Origin of the sequence: Paenibacillus germinis, assembly GCF_013141785.1 — a bacterium.
Classification (GTDB): Bacteria; Bacillota; Bacilli; order Paenibacillales; family NBRC-103111; genus Paenibacillus_E; species Paenibacillus_E phytorum.
Genome location: NZ_WHOC01000070.1, coordinates 168,209 through 187,498 on the forward strand (window position 1 = coordinate 168,209; position 19,290 = coordinate 187,498).

At 45.7% G+C, this 19,290-nt stretch carries 15 protein-coding genes; 8 read left to right on the top strand and 7 right to left on the bottom strand.

All coding sequences use genetic code 11. The annotated features are described in order from the left end of the window. The first annotated feature begins 1,116 nt into the window (after positions 1–1,116). The 5 genes from GC102_RS14180 to GC102_RS14200 all read left to right on the top strand — a co-directional run bounded on the left by GC102_RS14180 (position 1,117) and on the right by GC102_RS14200 (position 4,769). The gene (locus GC102_RS14180; protein ID WP_171690103.1) at positions 1,117–1,431 is read left to right on the top strand and encodes a hypothetical protein; all 315 of its coding nucleotides are present in this window, start codon (positions 1,117–1,119) and stop codon (positions 1,429–1,431) included. Between the two features lie 315 nt (positions 1,432–1,746). Next, on the top strand, positions 1,747–2,226 hold the full coding sequence (locus GC102_RS14185; protein ID WP_171690104.1) for a CBO0543 family protein: 480 nt from the start codon (positions 1,747–1,749) through the stop codon (positions 2,224–2,226). Positions 2,227–2,300: 74 nt separating this feature from the next. Continuing rightward, positions 2,301–2,522 (top strand): hypothetical protein, encoded by a 222-nt coding sequence (locus GC102_RS14190; protein WP_171690105.1) that lies wholly within the window; start codon positions 2,301–2,303, stop codon positions 2,520–2,522. Between the two features lie 241 nt (positions 2,523–2,763). Then, a complete protein-coding gene (locus GC102_RS14195) occupies positions 2,764–4,269 on the top strand; it encodes an alginate lyase family protein (RefSeq protein ID WP_171690106.1) in 1,506 nt (501 codons plus the stop codon). Between the two features lie 86 nt (positions 4,270–4,355). Further along, positions 4,356–4,769 carry a VOC family protein gene (locus GC102_RS14200; protein WP_171690107.1) on the top strand — a complete coding sequence of 138 codons (414 nt, stop codon included), beginning with the start codon at positions 4,356–4,358 and terminating at the stop codon, positions 4,767–4,769. 63 nt (positions 4,770–4,832) lie between these two features. On the opposite strand, the gene GC102_RS14205 is transcribed toward GC102_RS14200, so the two are convergent. Together GC102_RS14205 and GC102_RS14210 are read right to left on the bottom strand one after the other, a co-directional pair. Next, on the bottom strand, positions 4,833–5,705 hold the full coding sequence (locus tag GC102_RS14205; protein ID WP_171690108.1) for a carbohydrate ABC transporter permease: 873 nt from the start codon (positions 5,703–5,705) through the stop codon (positions 4,833–4,835). Between the two features lie 109 nt (positions 5,706–5,814). Beyond that, a complete protein-coding gene (locus GC102_RS14210) occupies positions 5,815–6,765 on the bottom strand; it encodes an ABC transporter permease (RefSeq protein WP_376769370.1) in 951 nt (316 codons plus the stop codon). A gap of 146 nt (positions 6,766–6,911) precedes the next feature. Between GC102_RS14210 and GC102_RS14215 the strand changes: the two genes are divergently transcribed. From GC102_RS14215 to GC102_RS14225, 3 genes are all read left to right on the top strand, one after another. After that, positions 6,912–8,726 (top strand): sensor histidine kinase, encoded by a 1,815-nt coding sequence (locus tag GC102_RS14215; protein ID WP_246320911.1) that lies wholly within the window; start codon positions 6,912–6,914, stop codon positions 8,724–8,726. Between the two features lies 1 nt (position 8,727). After that, positions 8,728–10,335, top strand: a complete 1,608-nt coding sequence (locus GC102_RS14220; RefSeq protein WP_171690109.1) for a response regulator transcription factor — start codon at positions 8,728–8,730, stop codon at positions 10,333–10,335. Between the two features lie 107 nt (positions 10,336–10,442). Further along, positions 10,443–12,119: a type 2 periplasmic-binding domain-containing protein gene (locus tag GC102_RS14225; RefSeq protein WP_171690110.1), complete on the top strand. Its 1,677-nt coding sequence runs from the start codon at positions 10,443–10,445 to the stop codon at positions 12,117–12,119. 173 nt (positions 12,120–12,292) lie between these two features. Here the strand turns inward: GC102_RS14225 and GC102_RS14230 are convergent, their stop codons facing one another. From GC102_RS14230 to GC102_RS14250, 5 genes are all read right to left on the bottom strand, one after another. After that, entirely contained in the window at positions 12,293–13,891 is a 1,599-nt protein-coding gene (locus GC102_RS14230; RefSeq protein WP_171690111.1) for a response regulator, read from the bottom strand. Further along, positions 13,827–15,653, bottom strand: a complete 1,827-nt coding sequence (locus GC102_RS14235; protein WP_171690112.1) for a cache domain-containing sensor histidine kinase — start codon at positions 15,651–15,653, stop codon at positions 13,827–13,829. Before GC102_RS14235 ends, GC102_RS14230 begins: the two co-directional genes overlap by 65 nt. 34 nt (positions 15,654–15,687) lie before the next feature. After that, entirely contained in the window at positions 15,688–17,310 is a 1,623-nt protein-coding gene (locus GC102_RS14240; protein ID WP_171690113.1) for a type 2 periplasmic-binding domain-containing protein, read from the bottom strand. 80 nt (positions 17,311–17,390) lie between these two features. Further along, entirely contained in the window at positions 17,391–18,278 is an 888-nt protein-coding gene (locus GC102_RS14245; protein WP_171690114.1) for a carbohydrate ABC transporter permease, read from the bottom strand. 15 nt (positions 18,279–18,293) lie between these two features. Next, entirely contained in the window at positions 18,294–19,256 is a 963-nt protein-coding gene (locus GC102_RS14250; protein ID WP_171690115.1) for an ABC transporter permease, read from the bottom strand. Between the last annotated feature and the right edge of the window lie 34 nt (positions 19,257–19,290).

Sequence of the window (19,290 nt, forward strand, 5' to 3'; positions counted from 1 at the left end):
GCGCGGACGCAACGAATGAATCAACTTCAAAGAAATAGCTTCAAGTGCAGGAGCACGGCGTCTGAATCTACCGCTAAGTTCGTCTGCGTCGAGTCTCTTCGTCAGCCATTTAAATCTAGATTCATACATCCCCCTAGGCTCCATACTAAAGAAGCACTGCGACCATTAGGTTGCGGTGCTTCTTTATTTTATGGAGCTAGGGGCGAGAACCCCGAGAGGGTTCGCCCGCGCGGACGCAACGAAATGAATCAACTTCAAAGAAATAGCTTCAAGTGCAGGAGCACGGCGTCTGAATCTACCGCTAAGTTCGTCTGCGTCGAGTTATCTTCGTCAGCCATTTAAATACAGATTCATACATCCCCCTTGGCTCCATACTAGAAAAAACGCGGTCCTTCGGGATCGCGTTTTTTTGTATGGAATCGGGGGAGAGAACCCCGAAGGTTCGCCCGCGAGCCAACTCTTTAAGACCTTTGACATTCTGGGACATTCGGATGGATATTCAGAATGAAATTCATAATTCCATTGAATTTTTCCAATGGAATCGACTCTCAGGCTTCGAAATTAGTGCTTCTATTGGAAATAATCCAATGAAATTGACTTTTAGGCCGCCAATTCCCTGCTTTCATTGGATTAATCCAATGGAAGTAGCAGGCAGACAGCAATAATTCACTAAATGGGAGCTGAAATATGACTTTAGGGACATCCCCTTTGTTTATTTCTGGATCATTTGCTAAATAACACCAAAAATTTATCGCATATTTTTTCCTATATCGGACTCAAGGTTTGGTCGGCTAGCCACTCGCAACGAGGTAATGCCTGTGGAAGTATAACAAACGCTGACACTAATCATCCAGGGAACTTATCCTCAGGTTGCTGTTTTAGCCTTTTCTGAGCCCCACTATAAGCTGCTTATATTGCTTTTGGAATTCAACAATTAGTGATTCTAGGACTGGAGTAATCCGCATCGTATACGTAGTTCTCAATGTGTTTTACTGTTCTTCTTTCTCAAACCTCGAAGCTAAGTAGCCAAAAGAAAGCCCAAATAGATATAGTCAAGCATCCAGTTATTACATTTCTACATAGGTTGATGTATCAAAATTTGGAGGAGATTGCTCAATGAGTTACAACCAAAGTCATTATGTTAATCCGCATCATCCACATCATCCACATCATCCACATCACCCTCATCATCCGCATCACCCATATCACCCATATCATCCTCATATGCATCATCATCCAGTGATCATTTATCCTGTTCCCTATCCGCATCATCCACATCACTATCCAATGCCTTATCATGGTATGCACGGTGGTCACTGGCAAGGAAGCCACGGTCATAGTGGACAGTGGACCGGCCAACAGGGTGGATCGCAAGGGCAGCATCAAGGCAATTGGCAAGGTGGGCACAGAGGAGAACAACCTCAGAAGTAATTGTGTAACAGAGCCAGGCGAATTTCTCGTGCGGCTCTGTCCTACTTCCATTTAGGTGGTTTATCATTGGACTGCTTTGAGCATAATTGTTCCATGATAAGAAATATTTTGGTGGACAACCAAATGGAAAAATTGAATCAGGCTATTGAAATCATAAGTCACAATTATATATTGATTATTGGAGCGGTTATCTTCTTTGGGCTAGCGATGTCGCCAAAATTTCAGTTCATTCATGTTTAATACTTCTGAATTAATGATTAAATGTCTTTACTTTTGACGATAATTCAAGTATTAAAAATAACGGGACTGATACTTATGGATATGGTCATTCTTTACTCAGTTTGGATCATTACTATTGTTCTTTTAGTGATATTTATTAAACCGAAAAATTCGATCAAAGCACAAGTAAGTTTTTTATTTATGCAAATTCCCAGTTGGCTATTTGGGGCTTGGGTTGTCCAAAAAGGATTAATTGAATACCCTGTAGGTTTTTTAAAGATGGTTTACAAATCAAGTTTTACTTTTGAATTTTTCGTCTTCCCTTCCGTAAGTGCCATTTTTAATGTTCATTTCCCTAAAGACAAATCATGGTTTGTTAAATCTATTTACATCCTTAGTTTTCCAACAGCTATTACAATACTTGAAATCAATTTAGTAAAGTATACACAACTGATTAAATACTTAAATTGGGCTTGGTATTGGAGTTTCATTACCATAACCTTCACTCTATTAATTTCATACGGTTACTATTTGTGGTTTTTCAAAAAAATAAAGAAAATGTATGGTCATCCATAGATATAAAAAAATTCCTATTCACCTCGAACCAATTGTGTTAGATTGATTTTATAACCAGTTGGAGGTATATCCATTTGAATCCTGTCACCGAGAATTTCGTTAAGAAACATCAAAAATATTTGTCCGATAACCCCAACGAATTAAAGGATTTCGGCTCGATCTATGAACACATGCTTTTTTTCTTAACCAGTATTCTGGGTATAGATGAGCAGCAAGCTTTGCAATGTATCCTTGATCTCAAAGCGGATATGTCTTGTGATCTTCTTCCTTACATAGTTAAAAGCGAAATAATTTGAAAGCGGTTTAATTACCGGTTCAATTGGATCTTAGTTGCGAGCTTCCTACAACTAATTAGATAATCCGTAACCTCTAAGGTTGCGGTTTTTTGTTGTGATATTAATGAAAGAAGTTCCTATAATAAATTTCCACATATGCATCATAAATAAATCCATAGCCGCTTGTTTATGTAAAAGATAGTATGGAATTGCAAACGTATTCATATCGATTCTGAATTTATAACTAAGGGAGTGAAAAAGGATGAGTAGGAAGTATTCGCTCAAGCATGTGGCTGTATCGTTTTTATGTGGATCATTGTTCTTTTCCGGTATTGGCTTTGCGGCTTCAACATCGACAGACATCAGTTTGAAAAAACTAAGATTATTCGTTGACGGGGTAAACAAAAGCGCTCCAAACGGATTGTACAATAATCAGGGTGACAAGGTGCCGGAGTCGCTGATATATCAGAATACGACCTATGTTCCCGTCCGTATGGTCGGGGAACTGATCGGTAAGACCGTTGAATGGGACTCCGCTTGCAGAGCAATCATTATCGGAAGTAAACCGGGCGAGGAAGCGAAGAAAGCTGCTTGCAAAAGCACAGAGGCGCTCGATGATTCCAAGCTGCTTACTTTAGATGCGGCCACCTTGAATGAAGCGAAAAGAAAATATGTGGCTGGTGATCCGCTTGTCACGCAAAGCGTCAATAAATTGAAGCAAGATGCGGATGCAGCGATGCAAAAAGGCCCTTTGTCGGTCTTGGATAAGACCAAAATAGCTCCTAGCGGTGATAAGCACGATTATATTTCCATCGGTGTGTACTGGTGGCCGAATCCCGACACGCCAAATGGTTTACCCTATATACAAAAAGACGGTCAGCAAAATCCTGAAGTTAATACAAACGCCTTCGACCGTACGAATTTCGGTACGACAAGCTCGGGTATCCGCACACTGGCATTAGCTTATTTCTATACCGAGAACGAGGCTTATGCCGAGTATGCGGCCAAATTACTAAGAGTTTGGTATCTGGACCCTGCGACAAGAATGAATCCAAGCTTAAATTACGGCCAAGCGGTTCCAGGCGTTAATGATGGCAGAGCAGCAGGCATTATTGAAACGTTAAATATTTTGAACACGCTGGATCCTGCGACGATCTTAAATGGCACGCAGTATTTGCCCGATCAAGACTTAGTTAAATTTAAGCAATGGATCGGCGATTATATGAAGTGGTTGATGGAAAATCCGATCGGCATTGATGAAAAGAATGCCAAAAACAATCATGGCAATTGGTATGACGCACAAGTCGCCGCCTACGCCTTATTCAGCGGACACCCCGATATTGCCAAGAAAGTAATCGAAGACAACAAGAAGCGAATTGCTTCGCAAATCGAGCCTGACGGACGCATGCCGCTTGAAATTGCCAGAACTCGTTCATTGCACTATTCGACTTACAATATGGAAGCCATCACCATTGTTGCACGGTTAGGCAGTAAAGTTGGAGTCGATCTGTGGAATTACAAGACGGAAGACGGGCGCAGTATCCTTAAAGCTTTGGAGTTTCTAACCCCATACATCAGCAAGCAGAAAGAATGGGAATTTGAACAAATCAAAGCCGAAAGTCTCTCTTCGGCACTCCCGACGATGGCTACTGCTGCGAAAGCGTACGGTAAACCGGAATTCCGGGCAACTGCCGAAAAATTGTTAAAAGAAAAGGATGCGACGGCTCGGGAGAACTTGCTGTTCGCGGTTCCGAAAGCGTCTAACTAAGGAAGATGCACGATTTCCTTTTTTTATGCTACTATTAACGATAAGAGCTCAGAAATAATCTCCTCTAATAGAAAGGAGAAATGACTATGACCAAACAATTTTGGCTCAATCTGCCGGTGAAGGACCTCCATAAGTCAAAAGAGTTTTTCACCAAGCTTGGATTTTCTTTTCATCCGCGACATCACAATAGTGATGATGCCGCTGGCTTACTAATCGGAGATAGCAATGTTATTGTGATGCTCTTTCCGGAGTCCACTTTCAAAAGTTTCACGAAAAATGATATTGCAGATACGAAGCAAGGCACCGAAGTATTACTTTCCATTGATGCCGAGAGCAAAGAAGAAGTTGATGAAATGTTAAAGAAAGCGGTACAGGCTGGCGGCACTATTTACGGTGAGCCTCATGATCAGGGCTGGATGTACGGAGCCGGTTTCACAGATTTAGATGGCCATCGGTGGAATGTGTTGTACATGGATATGAGTAAGATGCCGAAGGAGTAAGAAGGCAAAAAAGAAGAACACTGTAGCCATTAAGGTTACAGTGTTCTTCTTTTTACCGACAAGCTATTCCTTGACAGCACCGATAGAAATCCCTTTTACAAAGAAACGTTGCAGGAAGACGTAGACCACCAATATTGGCAGTGCGCCGATAAATATTTGAGATGCCCGAATCGTTCGTTGAGATTGATTAGCAACTGCTGACAAATCAATCTTCGACATATCCGCTTGAACAATAATGGTTTGCATGAAACTTGCAAGCGGGAGATGTTCAGCATCTTTCATATAGATCAAGCCGTCAAAGTAAGCATTCCAATGTCCAACCATTGTAAACAATGTAATCGTCGCTATGGCCGGTAATGAGATCGGCAAGTAAATCATGAAGAAGGTTCGAAAATGACCGGCTCCGTCAATAAAGGCAGCTTCCTCGAGATCTTTAGGAACGTTACGGAAGAAATTAAGAAGTAGAATGAGGTTATAGACTGTTACCATTCCTGGCAGGATAAGCGCCCACATCGTATTCATTAAACCAAGCTTATAGATAAGGATATAGTTTGGAATCAGGCCCCCGTTGAACAGCATGGTTATGACTAAATACCAGAGATACCCAGTGCGAGCGCGAAAGACGCGAGCATCTTTGGAGAGCGCGTAAGCTGCAATTGCGTTAATGAACATCCCAAGCGCCGTTCCAAGGATAGTCCGTTTGATGGATACCCCAAGTGATGTAAGAAACTGGTCATTGTTAAACGTTTTTTCGTAGGCTTCAAGTGTAAAACCGATCGGCCAAAACGTAACCAACCCGGCGTTGGCAGGGGCATTTGAGCTAAAAGACACCATCAGTAAGTGGTACAACGGCAGTAGGCAAAGAATAGAGATTATGATCAATAACACATTATTAAACACGGAAAATATGCGATAAGATAACGTTTTGTGGTACATATGTTGTCCTCCTCAAAGTTTTCGTCAGAAAACTGGCCTCGTAAGCGTTACTTAGTTTTCGCAAGAAAACTTGCTTCGTAAGCGTTACTTAGTTTTCGTAAGCATTCGCTTAGAAAATTCGATACCCAGCGAATCTATAAGCAAGACGGTAGGATATGATGATTAAAATTAAGCTGATCAATGATTTGAATAGACCAACTGCCGTTGCGAAGCTGAATTGCCCGCTTAGAAGACCTTCCCGGTACACAAACGTGTCGATAATATCCCCCTGCTGATAGATCAAAGGGCTATACAGGTTAAACACTTGGTCGAAGTTCGCATTCAGTACATTGCCCAGAGCCAAAGTTGCAACTACGATTGCGATCGGTATAAGGGATGGTATGGTGATATGCATCGCTTGCATGAAGCGGCTCGCGCCGTCAACTTCTGCTGCTTCGTACAGCGCTGGATTAATGGCAGTAAGCGCGGCTAGGAAGAAAATCATATTAAACCCAAATTCTTTCCAGACATCACTGAAAATAATGGTAAATCGGAACCAACTACCGTCGCCTAGAAAGAAAATTGGCTTAATGCCGAACACACTGGAAAGGAACTGATTGACAAGCCCAGTCTGGGCGAGCATATCAATCAGAATTCCTGCGAGTGTGACCCATGAAAGAAAGTGGGGAAAGTAGACAAGTGTTTGGATGGACCTTTTGAGTCCCATGTTTCTTACCTCATTCAATAACAAAGCGAAAATAAATGGAATGATTAAGTTCAGCACGATCTTGGTACAAGCAAAGAACAGCGTATTCCACGTAATTTTCAAAAAATAATCATTCTCAAACATATAACGAAAATGCTTCAAGCCAACCCACGGGGAGCCGGTTATTCCCAATCCTGATTTATAATCTTGAAACGCCATAACGATCCCTGACATTGGAAGATAAGAAAAAATGAAAACCAATATGACAGCCGGCAGCACCATGAGATGAAGCATCCATGGTTGCTTGTAGCTGCTTTTCCTTTTCACGCCTTCGGTGGCCTTGTGGGTCACTTGATGTACTGTATTTACGTCCATTGCTCTCTACCCCGTTCCATAAAAACTCATTTGTATATTTTGAGAAACCCTGATATATATAGTATCAACAAACGCTACCCATAAACTATATGACAATGTTAGGATGGATAGGGTTTTGTTAGGGATATCTTCTGGGGGGATCGGTTATGGAACTGCAAAAAGGTATTGCGTTTGTCAAAAGAAGGGTCGGTACCAGGTTTAGTCTGTTTGCCAAAATGAACGGTCTTATTATCATTTTGTTCATCCCGATCATTATCGTATTTACATATTCCAATAGAATCGCATTCGATGTTATAGGCAAAGAGCTGCAGGTATCTAATATTAAACAGCTCTCTTTTCTATCTAGCCAAATTGACTCAAGGATCAATCAAATGATGGACTTTGTCATGACCTTTTCGAAAGATCCAAATGTTCAGAAATTCAATGGATTAAACATCTGGGAAGATCGCTATGATCGCATGCAGACTAGATATGCGGTTCAGGAAAAAATGGTGCTGCAGTCCGGTATTATGAACATATGGCCGGTTAAATACACGGTATATTCCCAACAGAACAAAGAAGCCATTTCTAATGCCATCAGAACGTCCGAGTACGATGAGAATTATTTGAAAAGGAATATGACCGGAAAATGGACTTATGGGGATGGCGAAACGGTGCCTAAAGGTGATCCGAAGTCCTTCTATTGGTTCTATACGGATTCTTTCGGCCAACAGGATACGCTTAGTGGAAGTAATTTGGTGGTTGAAGCCAGCTTTGGTCATGAAAATATTCAAAATATGCTGGACACTTATAAGGCAGGCGGTCAAGGAGATCCTTTCTTTTACCACAAGGGAGAGACTCCTATTCTGAATCGCAGCGCGTCCACGCAGCTATCAAGTGACCTCATCCATTATTTGGACGGGCAGTCTCTGGCAGATACGATGCAGAAGGTCGTGAGATTAGAAAATAAAAATTATTTGGTTAGTGCTGTGAAATCTCCCCTATTGGACTGGCATCTGGTTGACATTGTTCCACTGGATCAAATCTTGGGTCCGATATCGTTCAGCCGCAATCTATTCTATTTATCGATGGTCCTGCTTTTTGTAGTCGGTATTTCTTCCTCCGTGCTGCTTTACCGGAACGTTCAACGTCCGATTAGAAAGCTGATTCGCGGATTACAGAGCGTGCAGCGGGGGGATTTTTCAGTAAGGATCAACGCCAATGCACATAATGAGTTTTCTTTTCTGTTTTATCGATTTAATGATATGTCTCAGCAAATTCAAGGTTTAATTGAAAACGTGCTCAATGAAAAACTACGGGCCAGGGATGCGACTTTGAAGCAATTGCAGGCTCAAATTAATCCGCATTTTCTTTATAACTGCCTAGGCTACATTGTTAACATGGCCCAGATGAAGAACGAAGAGGCTGTCGTTTCAATGGCGTATAATCTGAGCGCATACTACCGTTACACGACCCGAATGGAGCGGGAAACGGCTAGTCTCGACGAAGAAATTCGACTGATCATCAACTATCTGGACATTCAGAAACTGCGTAACGGCAGAATTGAATATCATATCGATATACCCGAAGAGCTGATGAACCAACAAGTTCCGCGCTTGCTGCTGCAGCCGATTGTGGAAAATGCCGTCATTCATGGGGTTGGGAAATCGTATTCATCAGGTGAAATTCGAATCAGCGGCGAGATTGTAGGCGGCTACTGCAGGATTTATATCGATGACGATGGTCCCGGTATGACGGAGGATCAGCAAATGGCGTTAAATCATAAAATGCGGGAGCCCTTACAAGAGAAAATGGGCTGCGGCCTTTGGAATACCAACCAGCGGATCATTCATCAATTTGGAGATAACTCTTATCTCTATTTCACGAAATCGCATCTTGGAGGATTTCGGACAGAGATTATTTGGGAAATAAATTCGGGAGAAGAACATCGCCATCATCCATTCATACAAGGAGATACGTAACATGCAAATGATCATAGTAGACGATGAAGCTCACTGGGTAGACAATCTATCCATGCACAAACCTTGGCATACGCTCGGCATCGAACAGGTTCATAAAGCTTATTCTGCGCATGAGGCGCTTCAAATCCTCGAGACCCATCCTATCGATATTGTCATATCAGATGTCCTCATGCCCGAAATGACCGGCATAGAGCTGATAGAGCGAATCCGTATGTTTGATAAAAAAATAAAATGCATTATTTTATCCGGTCATTCCGACTTTGAGTTCACGAAAGAGGCCGTTCGACATCAGGCTGTGGACTACCTGCTTAAACCGCCGACCGATAACGAATTGTTTGACGCTGTCAAGGCTGCGATCGATCAATTGAATATGGAGTGGGAAAGCATTAGCTCCTATGAACGTACGCAATTTACCCTTCGGGAAAACTTACCGCTTCTTCGTGGCCAATTGCTGGTTGACGCCTTACGAGGTCATCGCATGCCCGCCGACGAATGGAGTCGGAAGCTGGAGAATTACGGGTTACCGTTCCATTTTGGGGACTGTGCCCTCCTTCTCGTTCGAATGGAGGAAGAATTCGGGCAATATAAAAACAATGGTCAGCAGTTGATGGAATATGCAATCATCAATATGGCCGAAGAGATTATCGGAGAATTTATAGAGGTCTGGGGAGTTAAGGAGGAGCATGGATATCTTGCCTTTCTGCTTCAGCTAAAGGAAGATCATTCTGACGTTGGGAAAGAAACTATTTTAGAAAAGCTTGCCATGCAGCTTCAGTATAAAGTGAAACAGTTCTTGAAAGGATCTCTGTCCATCGTCATCACGGAATGGTTCCAATTTCCGAACCAGCTACCGGACCATTACAGGCGTGCCTCGGCCTATTTCCGGCAAATTGTAGGGGATGAACGGGAATTCGTCATGCGGGTTGGAGATTTCGAGCAAAACGTTACGAAGGGAACCTTGGATGCTATCCATATGCCTCCTACCTTGATTAACCTGCTCGAGGTTGGGCGTTGGGATGCGGCGGAAGATAAACTAGGGACCGTGTTCGCGGAACTTGATGATAGATGGTCCGAATCCTGGGAGCACTGTATGGAGGCTGGATTTTCAATTGCTTCTTCCTTCACGCATATTGCGCATCGGAACGGCTACACGTTGGCCAACTTAATTGGACCAGAGATTGAATCCTTGCAGAGCGGAGAGGCCTTCTCCTCTATAAGCAAGCTTAGAAAGTGGTCTCTTGGCGTGCTTGGCAAGCTAAAAGAGAATGCATCGAATGAAATCAAAGATATACGATCCCTATATGTGAAGAAAGTCCAGGATTTTGCGGAGAAGAACCTTCATCTCGATGTTTCGCTTCGTGCGCTTGCAGACCACGTTAATTTGCATCCAACACATTTATCCAAAATTTATAAGATTGAAACCGGTGAAGGGATAAGCGATTACATGTCCTCTCTCCGAATGGAGCGTGCTTGTCATTTGCTCAAGACAACCGACAAAAAGGTGTATCAAATCAGCATGGAAGTCGGCTATTTGGATCCAGCTTACTTTATCAAAGTGTTTAAACGCCAGTTCAGTGTAACGCCGCAAGAATTTAGAGACGGCAATTAATTGCCTAACAAAGTCTTACGGAAACTAAAATAATCATATAGATACCTTCCCCAATAAGTTGGTAGAGTTAGCATGTAGTAATCTTACACCGTAGGGGGAAAACAAAAATGAGTACATTCAAAAAATCATGGCTGCTGCTCGTGGCCACTTCACTCATCGTGGTTTCGGCTTGTAGCAGTAAGTCCGATGAGAAGCCAGTCACTACCGGTTCGAAAGATACCGCTGCTTCCGATGCAGGATTCACCAAAGGCAAATACGATCCGCCAATTGAGATTAGCACCGTCGTCATGTTTGCCCCGCCAAAGAAGTACGTCAAAGGCGACACCAAAGAAAACAATGTCCACGATCGTTGGATGTTGGAGACGTTAGGTATCAAGCATAAAGATACATGGTACCCTGCAGGCGGGGATCAATATAAGCAGAAACTTCAGCTTGCAATTGCTTCCGGCGAGAAACTGCCAGATTTCGTATTCGTGCCAACTGACCCCGTACTAACCAACCAATTGATCGATTCCGGCCAGTTTGTTGCAATTGATGCGTTATTTGATAAGTACGCCAACAAAACTTGGAAAGACCATACCGTTCAACATCCAGAATTATGGTACCCTTTCACGAGAGATGGCAAGAAGTACAACCTGCCAATTCTGGAATATACCGACAATGACGATACGATGTTATGGCTCCGGGAAGATTGGATGGAGAAGTTGAATCTTACGGCTCCTAAGACGATCGCAGATTTAGAGAACGTGATGGATAAATTCAAGAATCAGAACCCGGACGGGCTTTCTCCGAAGGACGTCTATCCGCTCGCGATTTCCTTGAAAAACAATACGAACACATGGATGGGCGGACTTGATTGGCTGTTCGGGGCATATGGATCCGTTGAGGAGCAATGGAATAAAGATGCGAATGGCAAGCTTGAATATGGTTCTATCAATCCGGGGGCCAAGAAAGCGCTAGCGAAGCTTCAAGAATGGATGAACAAAGGCTATATTCATCCTGATGCAGCTTTGTGGGATGAAGGTAAATCTGCTGAGATCTGGACAAAAGGAAATGCAGGCGTATTGCCTGGAGCAAACTGGGTTCCTGACTGGCCGGCTCCGGATTTGATCAAGAACGTAAAAAATTCAAAATATAAAGCCTATCCGGTTCCCGCAGGTCCAGATGGACTAGCAGGCACGAAATGGCAAAATTCTGGCGTGAACAGCAGCTTCATGATTAATAAAGATGCTAAGCATCCAGAAGCAATCTTCCTGTATTACAACTACATGCTTGATAACTTGGCCAACCCTCCAATCGGAAGCAAATTCGAAAACGGATTTGCCCAAGGCTATGATTGGGACATCGTGGATGGAAAACCAACCAGTGATAAAGACAAAATCAAGGACTTCAGCAATGACTTCACATTCATAACTGGACCAGCGCGTATTCCGGACCTGTATATGAAGACGCTGGTTAAGCTTGCAGACGGCAAAAAGCCGGAAACTCCTTATGAGAAACAGATCGCGGATTTCCGCAAACCTGAAAACTGGTATGCTGCGAAAGTCGTCATGTCACAAATGGACATTCGCAAGCAAAACTATTTCACCGGTGCGGCTACGCCGACCATGATTTCGAAATGGAACCTTCTGCGTCAGTCTGAAATGGAAACATTCAACAAAATCATCTATGGCAAATTGCCAGTCAATGCCTTTGATGAATTCGTCGCCAGCTGGAAAGCTAATGGCGGTGATCAGACAACAAAAGAAGTCAACGAGTGGTTCACGTCAGTAACCAAAAAATAAATTAAGAAAACTACGATTTCAAAAACGGGCGAAAGCCCGTTTTTTTACGTCCTATTTGAGCAATGTAAGAATGAATTCTACCGAATTATTCATAAAACCCGGTTCCACTGCCTATCAGCAGCAGAGCCGGGTTTATCATGCCGTGACTGGCGATCATGTCAACGGTCTCCTAACTATTGGTTTTTTTTATATTCCGTCGGCGTAGACCCGGTATAAGCTTTGAACAGCTTGCAAAAATAACGATAATTATCTACGCCGACAGCCTCCGCCACCTCATATATTTTCATCGTTGTATGCGTCAGCAGTTCTTCAGCCTTCTTCATTCGGTACCGATTTAAATAATCGGTAAAATGCTCACCCGTTTCTTGCTTGAACAATTGCCCCGCATAGGAAGGATGAAGCTGTACGCGCTCCGCAAGATCGGAAATCTGAATATCCTCTGCATATCTTTCGTGAATAAGTCGGCACATGCTTTGAACTTCCTTGCGGTAGGACATCCTCATATGCTCCCCGAATACCCGCTCCAGCTCGCTAACCGTTTGCTCCCACCAGCTGCCAAATTCATCCCAGGTCTCGACCGATGCAAGATCGGCCATTCGCTCCATTACGGAAACTGGAATTTCCGACAAAGCCGGATCGAGCAGCTTTTGCGAGACATGTATCAGCTCCGCAGGACGTAAGGGCGGAACTCTCTCTTGCAGCAGTGGCGTGATCGCCTCGCGGAACGAGAGGGCCGAACGCTGCTGCATTGCCTTTCGTACCGCTGCAGCCCATTCCCGATACTGCGTGGGGGGAATCACCTCGAACCGTTCAGGCGCCGCGTCGGAAATCATCGGAGTTGGATCATAGAAGAAAGCGTCCAAACCATCCGCTCCCGAGCGGACCACCTCCGCCCAAGCCACTTCGCCTGTCAGTCTAAGCAGGACATGCGCATGCCCCCGAACGCCAGTTACCGCTCGCACATCATCCAGAGCAGCCCCTGCTTCCGCGCGAAGAAAGCTGAGCCTAGCGGCAGCGCTATGGATATTCGGCAAGCGCATAAACACAAACAGCCTGTCGCTTCTCCAAGGCACAGTGACAGCGACGACCTTGCCATCACCCACGTTATCTCCGTACCGACGCTCGATAACTTGTCCGGCTTCCGCCTGCAGACGTATCGCCTGCTCGCCCTGCTGACTCGCGATTCCGAACAACTCGCGCCCGCTCCAGCCGACGGACAGTAACGCGACGAAGCCCAACTGCCTTTCGATTGTGCCAAGTCCCGGCGGCAGTGGGTGGGCATCCAAGGAAGCCGGAGCAGATAACATCCGCTCCAGCCAGTGTCGTCTTTCTTGCCAGTCGCTTTGCCGCTGCTGAAGCCCTTGAAGCTGCAGCCGGTGCGCCACGTCCATGTCACGGTAGATCTCTTCGGCGACCTTGCGACAAGCCGTTAAAAGCTGATCAGCCTCCTGCACCTGCTTGATCATGTAGCCTGACACGCCAATCGATATGGCGCGCTTGGCAAAATCGAATTCCCCATAGGTGGTCAAGATCATGATATGGACCTGCGGATATCTTTCTCGCACATAGCCAGCTAACTCTAATCCGTCCATATCAGGCATCATGATGTCGGTTAGCAGTAGGTGGGGAATTTCCTGCTCCATGATGCGGATCGCTTCCTTCGCACTCGAGGCTGGTCCGATTAGCGTAAAACCAGCAGAAGCCCAGTCAACCCGCTGCGAATAATGCTCCCTTACCCACTGCTCGTCGTCCACCAGCAACAGCCTCAGCATGCTTCTCTCCCCCTTCACCCTTTATCCTAAACGCTTCAGGACCATCCGGCTCGGGCAACCTGACGCAAACTAGCAAACCCTCCTCCGCTTCTTCGGGAAAGCTTAGACCGTACGACTCGCCGAAATGAAGCCGAATTCGCTCGTGAATGTTGCGCAAACCCAAATTGTTCAGTCCTTTATGACGCCCCAATGAAGGAACACCGGAGAAAAGGCATTTAAGCTTGGAAGGCTCGATGCCAGGGCCCGTATCCGAAACTTCGAGCATTGTTGCTCCTTCACCAGACGCCATACCTGCCACGATAATATGATTCGTTTCACCTGTTCCCAGTCCGTAGAAAATGCTATTCTCGACGAGTGTAATCAGCGTGAGCTTAGGTATCGGGGCGATGAGCGACTCGTCGCGTACAACGAGATCGAGCCGGAAGACGTCCCCGTACCGCAACTTCATGAGTACATCGTATTGCTCCAGCTGACGCAATTCCTCCTCCACCGTTACGATATCCCCCTTCTTGTCCGTCGAATACTGCAGCAAGCCAGTCAGGGCGCGAAGCATTCCTGCCATCTCAGCCGCACGTCCCGCCTGATCCAAACAATAGATCGCGCTTAGCGTATTATGCAGGAAATGCGGGTGAATTTGCGATTGTAGAGCTTTCAATTCGAGCTGCCGCTTCTTCTCCTCCACCACGCGCAGATCATCAAACAATGTCTGAATACTGTCCATCATCCGATTGAACGCATCGGCAATGTAGGCGAACTCATCGTTGCGCTTGAGCGATACCCTTGCGTCCAGCGCCCCTCGGGCTCCCGCCTTCATTTGCTGAGTAATTGCGCCAACTGGCACCTGGATGTACCTAGCGATCCACATGGACAGGAAAGCCGCAAGGATAACCGCGACTAGAAGCACCACCACCATCTGCTGCTCCAGTAAGGCTAGCAACGGATATGCTTCCGATTCCTTGACGATCGAGAAGACAACCCAATTCCAGCGGTTCTGATCGCTCCTTAGCACTTTATATGCAGAGGTTTCCGTGTGGACCCTATCGTAGGACGTATGACTGGCAGCGGTAAGAGACTGCAGTTGACTGACAATAGATTCATATTCTCTTATTGCGGCAAGAGAGTTTAACGGCATATTAAAGGCGATAGGCTGACCGTGGCCAGTAAACAGAAATACAGCCTTTTCCTTGTTTTGTACCACCGAAGGACCCGTCAGTGAGGACAAATTCAAATCGAAGACGATAATCCGCTTCGTATCGATCCGTTTGGCGACTGATAGCGACTGCCTCCCCCCCGACTGATAAGGTGGACTCCACCAAACACCACTGTCACCGGACATTTGACGCACGATATCAGCAAGCTGTTTTTCCGGGACAAAGAATTGATACGAAAAAGGAGAGCTGCTTGAAATAGCATCTCCCTCAATCAAGAAAATCGCTTCGAATTCCTCCCGGTGCTGGGTCATCATGGTTTCCAGCAACCTGTCTATATCCTCTTTCCCGAGACTGTCGTTAATAACTGGATTGGACAAAAGCAGCAGAAGGCCTTGAATATTGTTCATGAACGTTTTCAAATAATTTTCCACCTGTACGACTGAATCCTGAAGCACGGCCTCGTTGTTTTGTTTGATCGGATTGAACAGCCGTTGATAGCCGAACAACCCGATCACGAAAAACAGCCCAACCACCGATAGAAAGACAAGAACGAACAGCTTTGTACTAATCCCCGTATATCTTGGGTTCCTTAACCTACGCAATAGCCACATTGCTAAACAGTCCCTTCCAATCTCAAACAGCGTCTCAGTTATCGCTCATAAATTTGATCGATTTGCCGGATGCCTGTGTCACTTGCTCGGCGTAATAACCGAAGATGTTTTTGCCGCCGTATTTGTTCATCAGCTCAGCCCGGTATTGTGGCCAATTGGAAGCATCTTTTTCCTTAAATAAAATCTGGATGTGATACTCGCTCATTTTTTTACGGAGTGTCGCCAAATCCATACCTTCCTTGATCGTCAGGCTGGTTCCAACCGATGGCAGCAGCTTGTATGTTTTCAGCTTCTCGGAAATCGCTTTATCCCTTGCCGTGATGCTTTTGTCGATAATCTCAAGGCCGAATTTATCGGTCTGACCTTGCACAAAATTTACAAACCAATTATAGATACTTAGGAAATTCCCGTTATCAAGAACATCTCTCTTGTAAGCATCCTCAATCCGTTCGATTTGCTTTCCATTGCGCTTGTAGTGAACGCCTTCTATACCATATTGAGTTAGCAAGTACCCTTCTTCGCTAGCCAGCCAATCCAAAATCTCGATCGATCGCTTCGCCTTCTCCTCCGATGTTTTGGAGCTGATCAGGAACGGGTTGCCTGGAAGCAGCTCGACCCATGTTCCTGTCTTGGCTCCGATGTGGAACGGCTGCCAATCGACGTTGGCCACGCCGGTTACCGCCTTCGTTTTCACCTGTAAGCCGTTTGCATTATTGTCATAGGCGTCGTTGCCCCCCGCGGAAAGCACGATGCCGACTTTGCCCTGCGTTGCTTTTTCGATGTGTTGTCCGCTTTTATTTAACAACCAGTCGGGATCGACCACATTCATTGCTAGCAATTTGCGGACGTCATCCAGCACTTTTTGCATCCGGATATCGGTACGGACATCGACAAACTGATCGTTTTCGAGCACGAAATCGCCTACAAGTCCGTTCTTAATGAATTCCGGGAAATCGAAGGGCAAGGTTGTGCCGTTACCGCTTGTCGAAAAGCCAAAGGTATCGTTCTTGCCATTGCCGTCCGGATCTTTTTCAGTGAAAGCTTTCATGACGGTAACCATCTCATCGTATGTTTCCGGCATCTTAAGGCCCAGCTTATCAAGCCAATCCTTACGGACGTAATACGAGCGAGATACCTTCTTCGTATACGGAACTGGAGCGCGTTTGAAAACGTTTTGCACCTGGTATTGCTTGAGATCGGTCGGCGTAATCCAATATTTGAAGTAGTTCGGCATCGCTTCAGGGGTGACGAGATTCGTCAATTCTCGTGCTATGCCGTCCTTGATGTACTTGACCGACTCCAGTCCATCCATATAAAACAGATCCGGGATGTCGCCGGAAGCGATCATCGTATTGATTTTGCTGAGATAGTCAGGCCCCGACGCCATATACAAAAGCTTCAAATCGACGTTGAATTTTTCAGCGATTGCTTTTTTAACGAAATCTTTGTCCGCTGCTGGCAATTGCGAACTGTTCGCCGCGTTAACAAACCAAGTGAGCGCCAGCTTTTCTTTCTTCACCGAGGCAGCAGGTGACTCTCCCGCTTTCGCAGAAACGGAAGGAGAGGCATTCGTTCCACCGTCCGATTTACTACTGCATGCTGCTGCGATGAGGGCTGTTGCCAGTAACACTGCCGTTATTGTCGTTGTCTTTTTCATACGCATATAGACCTCCTAATGCTTTTTTATGTATTCCCTACGTTTACTGCTTAAGAACGCAATCCGGTAAGGATGACAAGTCATCCTTTGATCGAACCAATCAGCATGCCCTTCATGAAATATTTTTGCAGAAACGGATACAGGACCAGTACCGGTACGATTGCAATGACGACGACTGCCATTTTGACGGTTTCTGGAGGTAGTGATTGCAGCTCCGATTGCGGCACAGACAGCTCCTGGCTGACACTTGGCGCTATGATCATGTTGCGCAGCACGACTTGAAGAGGGTACAGCTCGCGCTCATGCAAATACATGATGCCGGCGAAATAGGTATTCCAATGCCCGACTGCGAAAAAAAGCATGAGCGTCGCGAGAATCGGCAGCGAGAGCGGTAGTACAATGCGCAGCAGCGTTGCCAAATCACCGGCGCCGTCCACCTTCGCCGCCTCCTCTACCTCGTGCGGTAGTCCCTCAAAATATGTCTTCATGATCAGCAGATTGAATGACGAAATCATTCCGGGAATGACAAGTGCCCACAACGTATTCATCATTCCGAGCGCTTTGACGATCATATAAACGGGGATAAGACCTCCTGAGAACAGCATCGTAAAGATGATAGCAAGCAGCATGGCGTTCCTGCCCGGCAAAAACTTTTTGGACAACGGGTAAGCAAGCGCCGTCGTGGCGATCAAATTGAGCATGGTGCCGGCTACGGTAATAAATATGGTCACCTGCAGCGCCTTTGGCACAACATTGCTGCTCAGCACGGTCCGGAACGCATCGAGTGTGAAGACACTGGGGAAAAGCACGAATCCGCCACTGCGCAGCACCTCCGTATAGGGCGTAACGGACACGATGAAAACGTAGTAAAGCGGGAAGAGAGTCGCTAGACAGAACAAGCCTAGCCCTGCGTACAAAACGACATCGAATATCCTGTCGGATGAGCTCTTCTTTAATACAATCGACATGTCCGCATCCTCCTGTCACCATATGCCCGATCCTCCGAATCGTTTGGAGAGCTTGTTTGCGCCGAGCACCAGGATGAGCCCGATCACCGACTTAAATACGCCCATTGCGGTTGGGACACTGAAATCCAGCTGCTCAATCCCTCGCCGGAATATCCAGGTATCGAGAATGTCTCCAACGTCGTACACCCTGGCATTGAGAAAAATGTACACCTGATCGAAGCCCGCATCCAGAATATGTCCGATTCGCAAAATGATCATCAGCATGAACACATCACGAATGCCGGGTAGTGTAACATGCCACATTTGACGCCCTCTGCCTGCTCCGTCCATAACAGCCGCCTCGTACAGCTCTGGGTTGATCGATGACAAGGCTGCCAAATAAATGATCGCCCCGAAGCCCGTATTTTTCCAGATGTCCGTTATCAATAACATCGGCCGGAACGCATTGGAATTCGTCATGACGTCGATACTGCCCCAGCCCATATCACGAAAAAGTGTTGTCACCAGACCTGATCCCGGTGCAAAGAACGAGAACACAAGGCCGTAAACGATAATCCACGATAAGAAGTGCGGACCATATGTGATTGTCTGGACGATCCGTTTGAACCAGTTGACCCGTACTTCGTTCAGCAGCAGTGCGAGGATAACGTCGGGAAACATATTGAATAAAATCCGATAAGTGCTTAACAATACCGTGTTTTTGAGCAGCAGAGGAAATTCGGGCGATTTAAAAATTTCACGAAAATTGTCCAGCCCTATCCAGTCGCTACCCCAGAAGCCTTTGATCAGATTGTAGTCCTTGAAAGCAATAACTAAGCCGACCATCGGCGCGTAATGAAACACTAAATAATAGAGCAGCCCCGGTGCTGCAAGTATGTAAAGCCAGCGATACTTTGCAATCGTCCGCCAAAAACCGCGCCTTGCATCTTTGGGCGGCACGACAGTTTGTCCCGTTATGGTCAACTTGCTGGCTTGCATGAAATTCCCCCTTCTCCCGTGCGATCCGGTATTG

Coding starts and splice junctions, on each gene's coding strand:
- GC102_RS14225 (WP_171690110.1), top strand. CDS start 10,443: ATGAGTACATTCAAAAAATCATGGCTGCTGCTCGTGGCCACTTCACTC.
- GC102_RS14230 (WP_171690111.1), bottom strand. CDS start 13,891: ATGCTGAGGCTGTTGCTGGTGGACGACGAGCAGTGGGTAAGGGAGCAT.
- GC102_RS14215 (WP_246320911.1), top strand. CDS start 6,912: ATGGAACTGCAAAAAGGTATTGCGTTTGTCAAAAGAAGGGTCGGTACC.
- GC102_RS14210 (WP_376769370.1), bottom strand. CDS start 6,765: ATGGACGTAAATACAGTACATCAAGTGACCCACAAGGCCACCGAAGGC.
- GC102_RS14205 (WP_171690108.1), bottom strand. CDS start 5,705: ATGTACCACAAAACGTTATCTTATCGCATATTTTCCGTGTTTAATAAT.
- GC102_RS14245 (WP_171690114.1), bottom strand. CDS start 18,278: ATGTCGATTGTATTAAAGAAGAGCTCATCCGACAGGATATTCGATGTC.
- GC102_RS14180 (WP_171690103.1), top strand. CDS start 1,117: ATGAGTTACAACCAAAGTCATTATGTTAATCCGCATCATCCACATCAT.
- GC102_RS14185 (WP_171690104.1), top strand. CDS start 1,747: ATGGATATGGTCATTCTTTACTCAGTTTGGATCATTACTATTGTTCTT.
- GC102_RS14235 (WP_171690112.1), bottom strand. CDS start 15,653: ATGTGGCTATTGCGTAGGTTAAGGAACCCAAGATATACGGGGATTAGT.
- GC102_RS14195 (WP_171690106.1), top strand. CDS start 2,764: ATGAGTAGGAAGTATTCGCTCAAGCATGTGGCTGTATCGTTTTTATGT.
- GC102_RS14200 (WP_171690107.1), top strand. CDS start 4,356: ATGACCAAACAATTTTGGCTCAATCTGCCGGTGAAGGACCTCCATAAG.
- GC102_RS14240 (WP_171690113.1), bottom strand. CDS start 17,310: ATGAAAAAGACAACGACAATAACGGCAGTGTTACTGGCAACAGCCCTC.
- GC102_RS14220 (WP_171690109.1), top strand. CDS start 8,728: ATGCAAATGATCATAGTAGACGATGAAGCTCACTGGGTAGACAATCTA.
- GC102_RS14250 (WP_171690115.1), bottom strand. CDS start 19,256: ATGCAAGCCAGCAAGTTGACCATAACGGGACAAACTGTCGTGCCGCCC.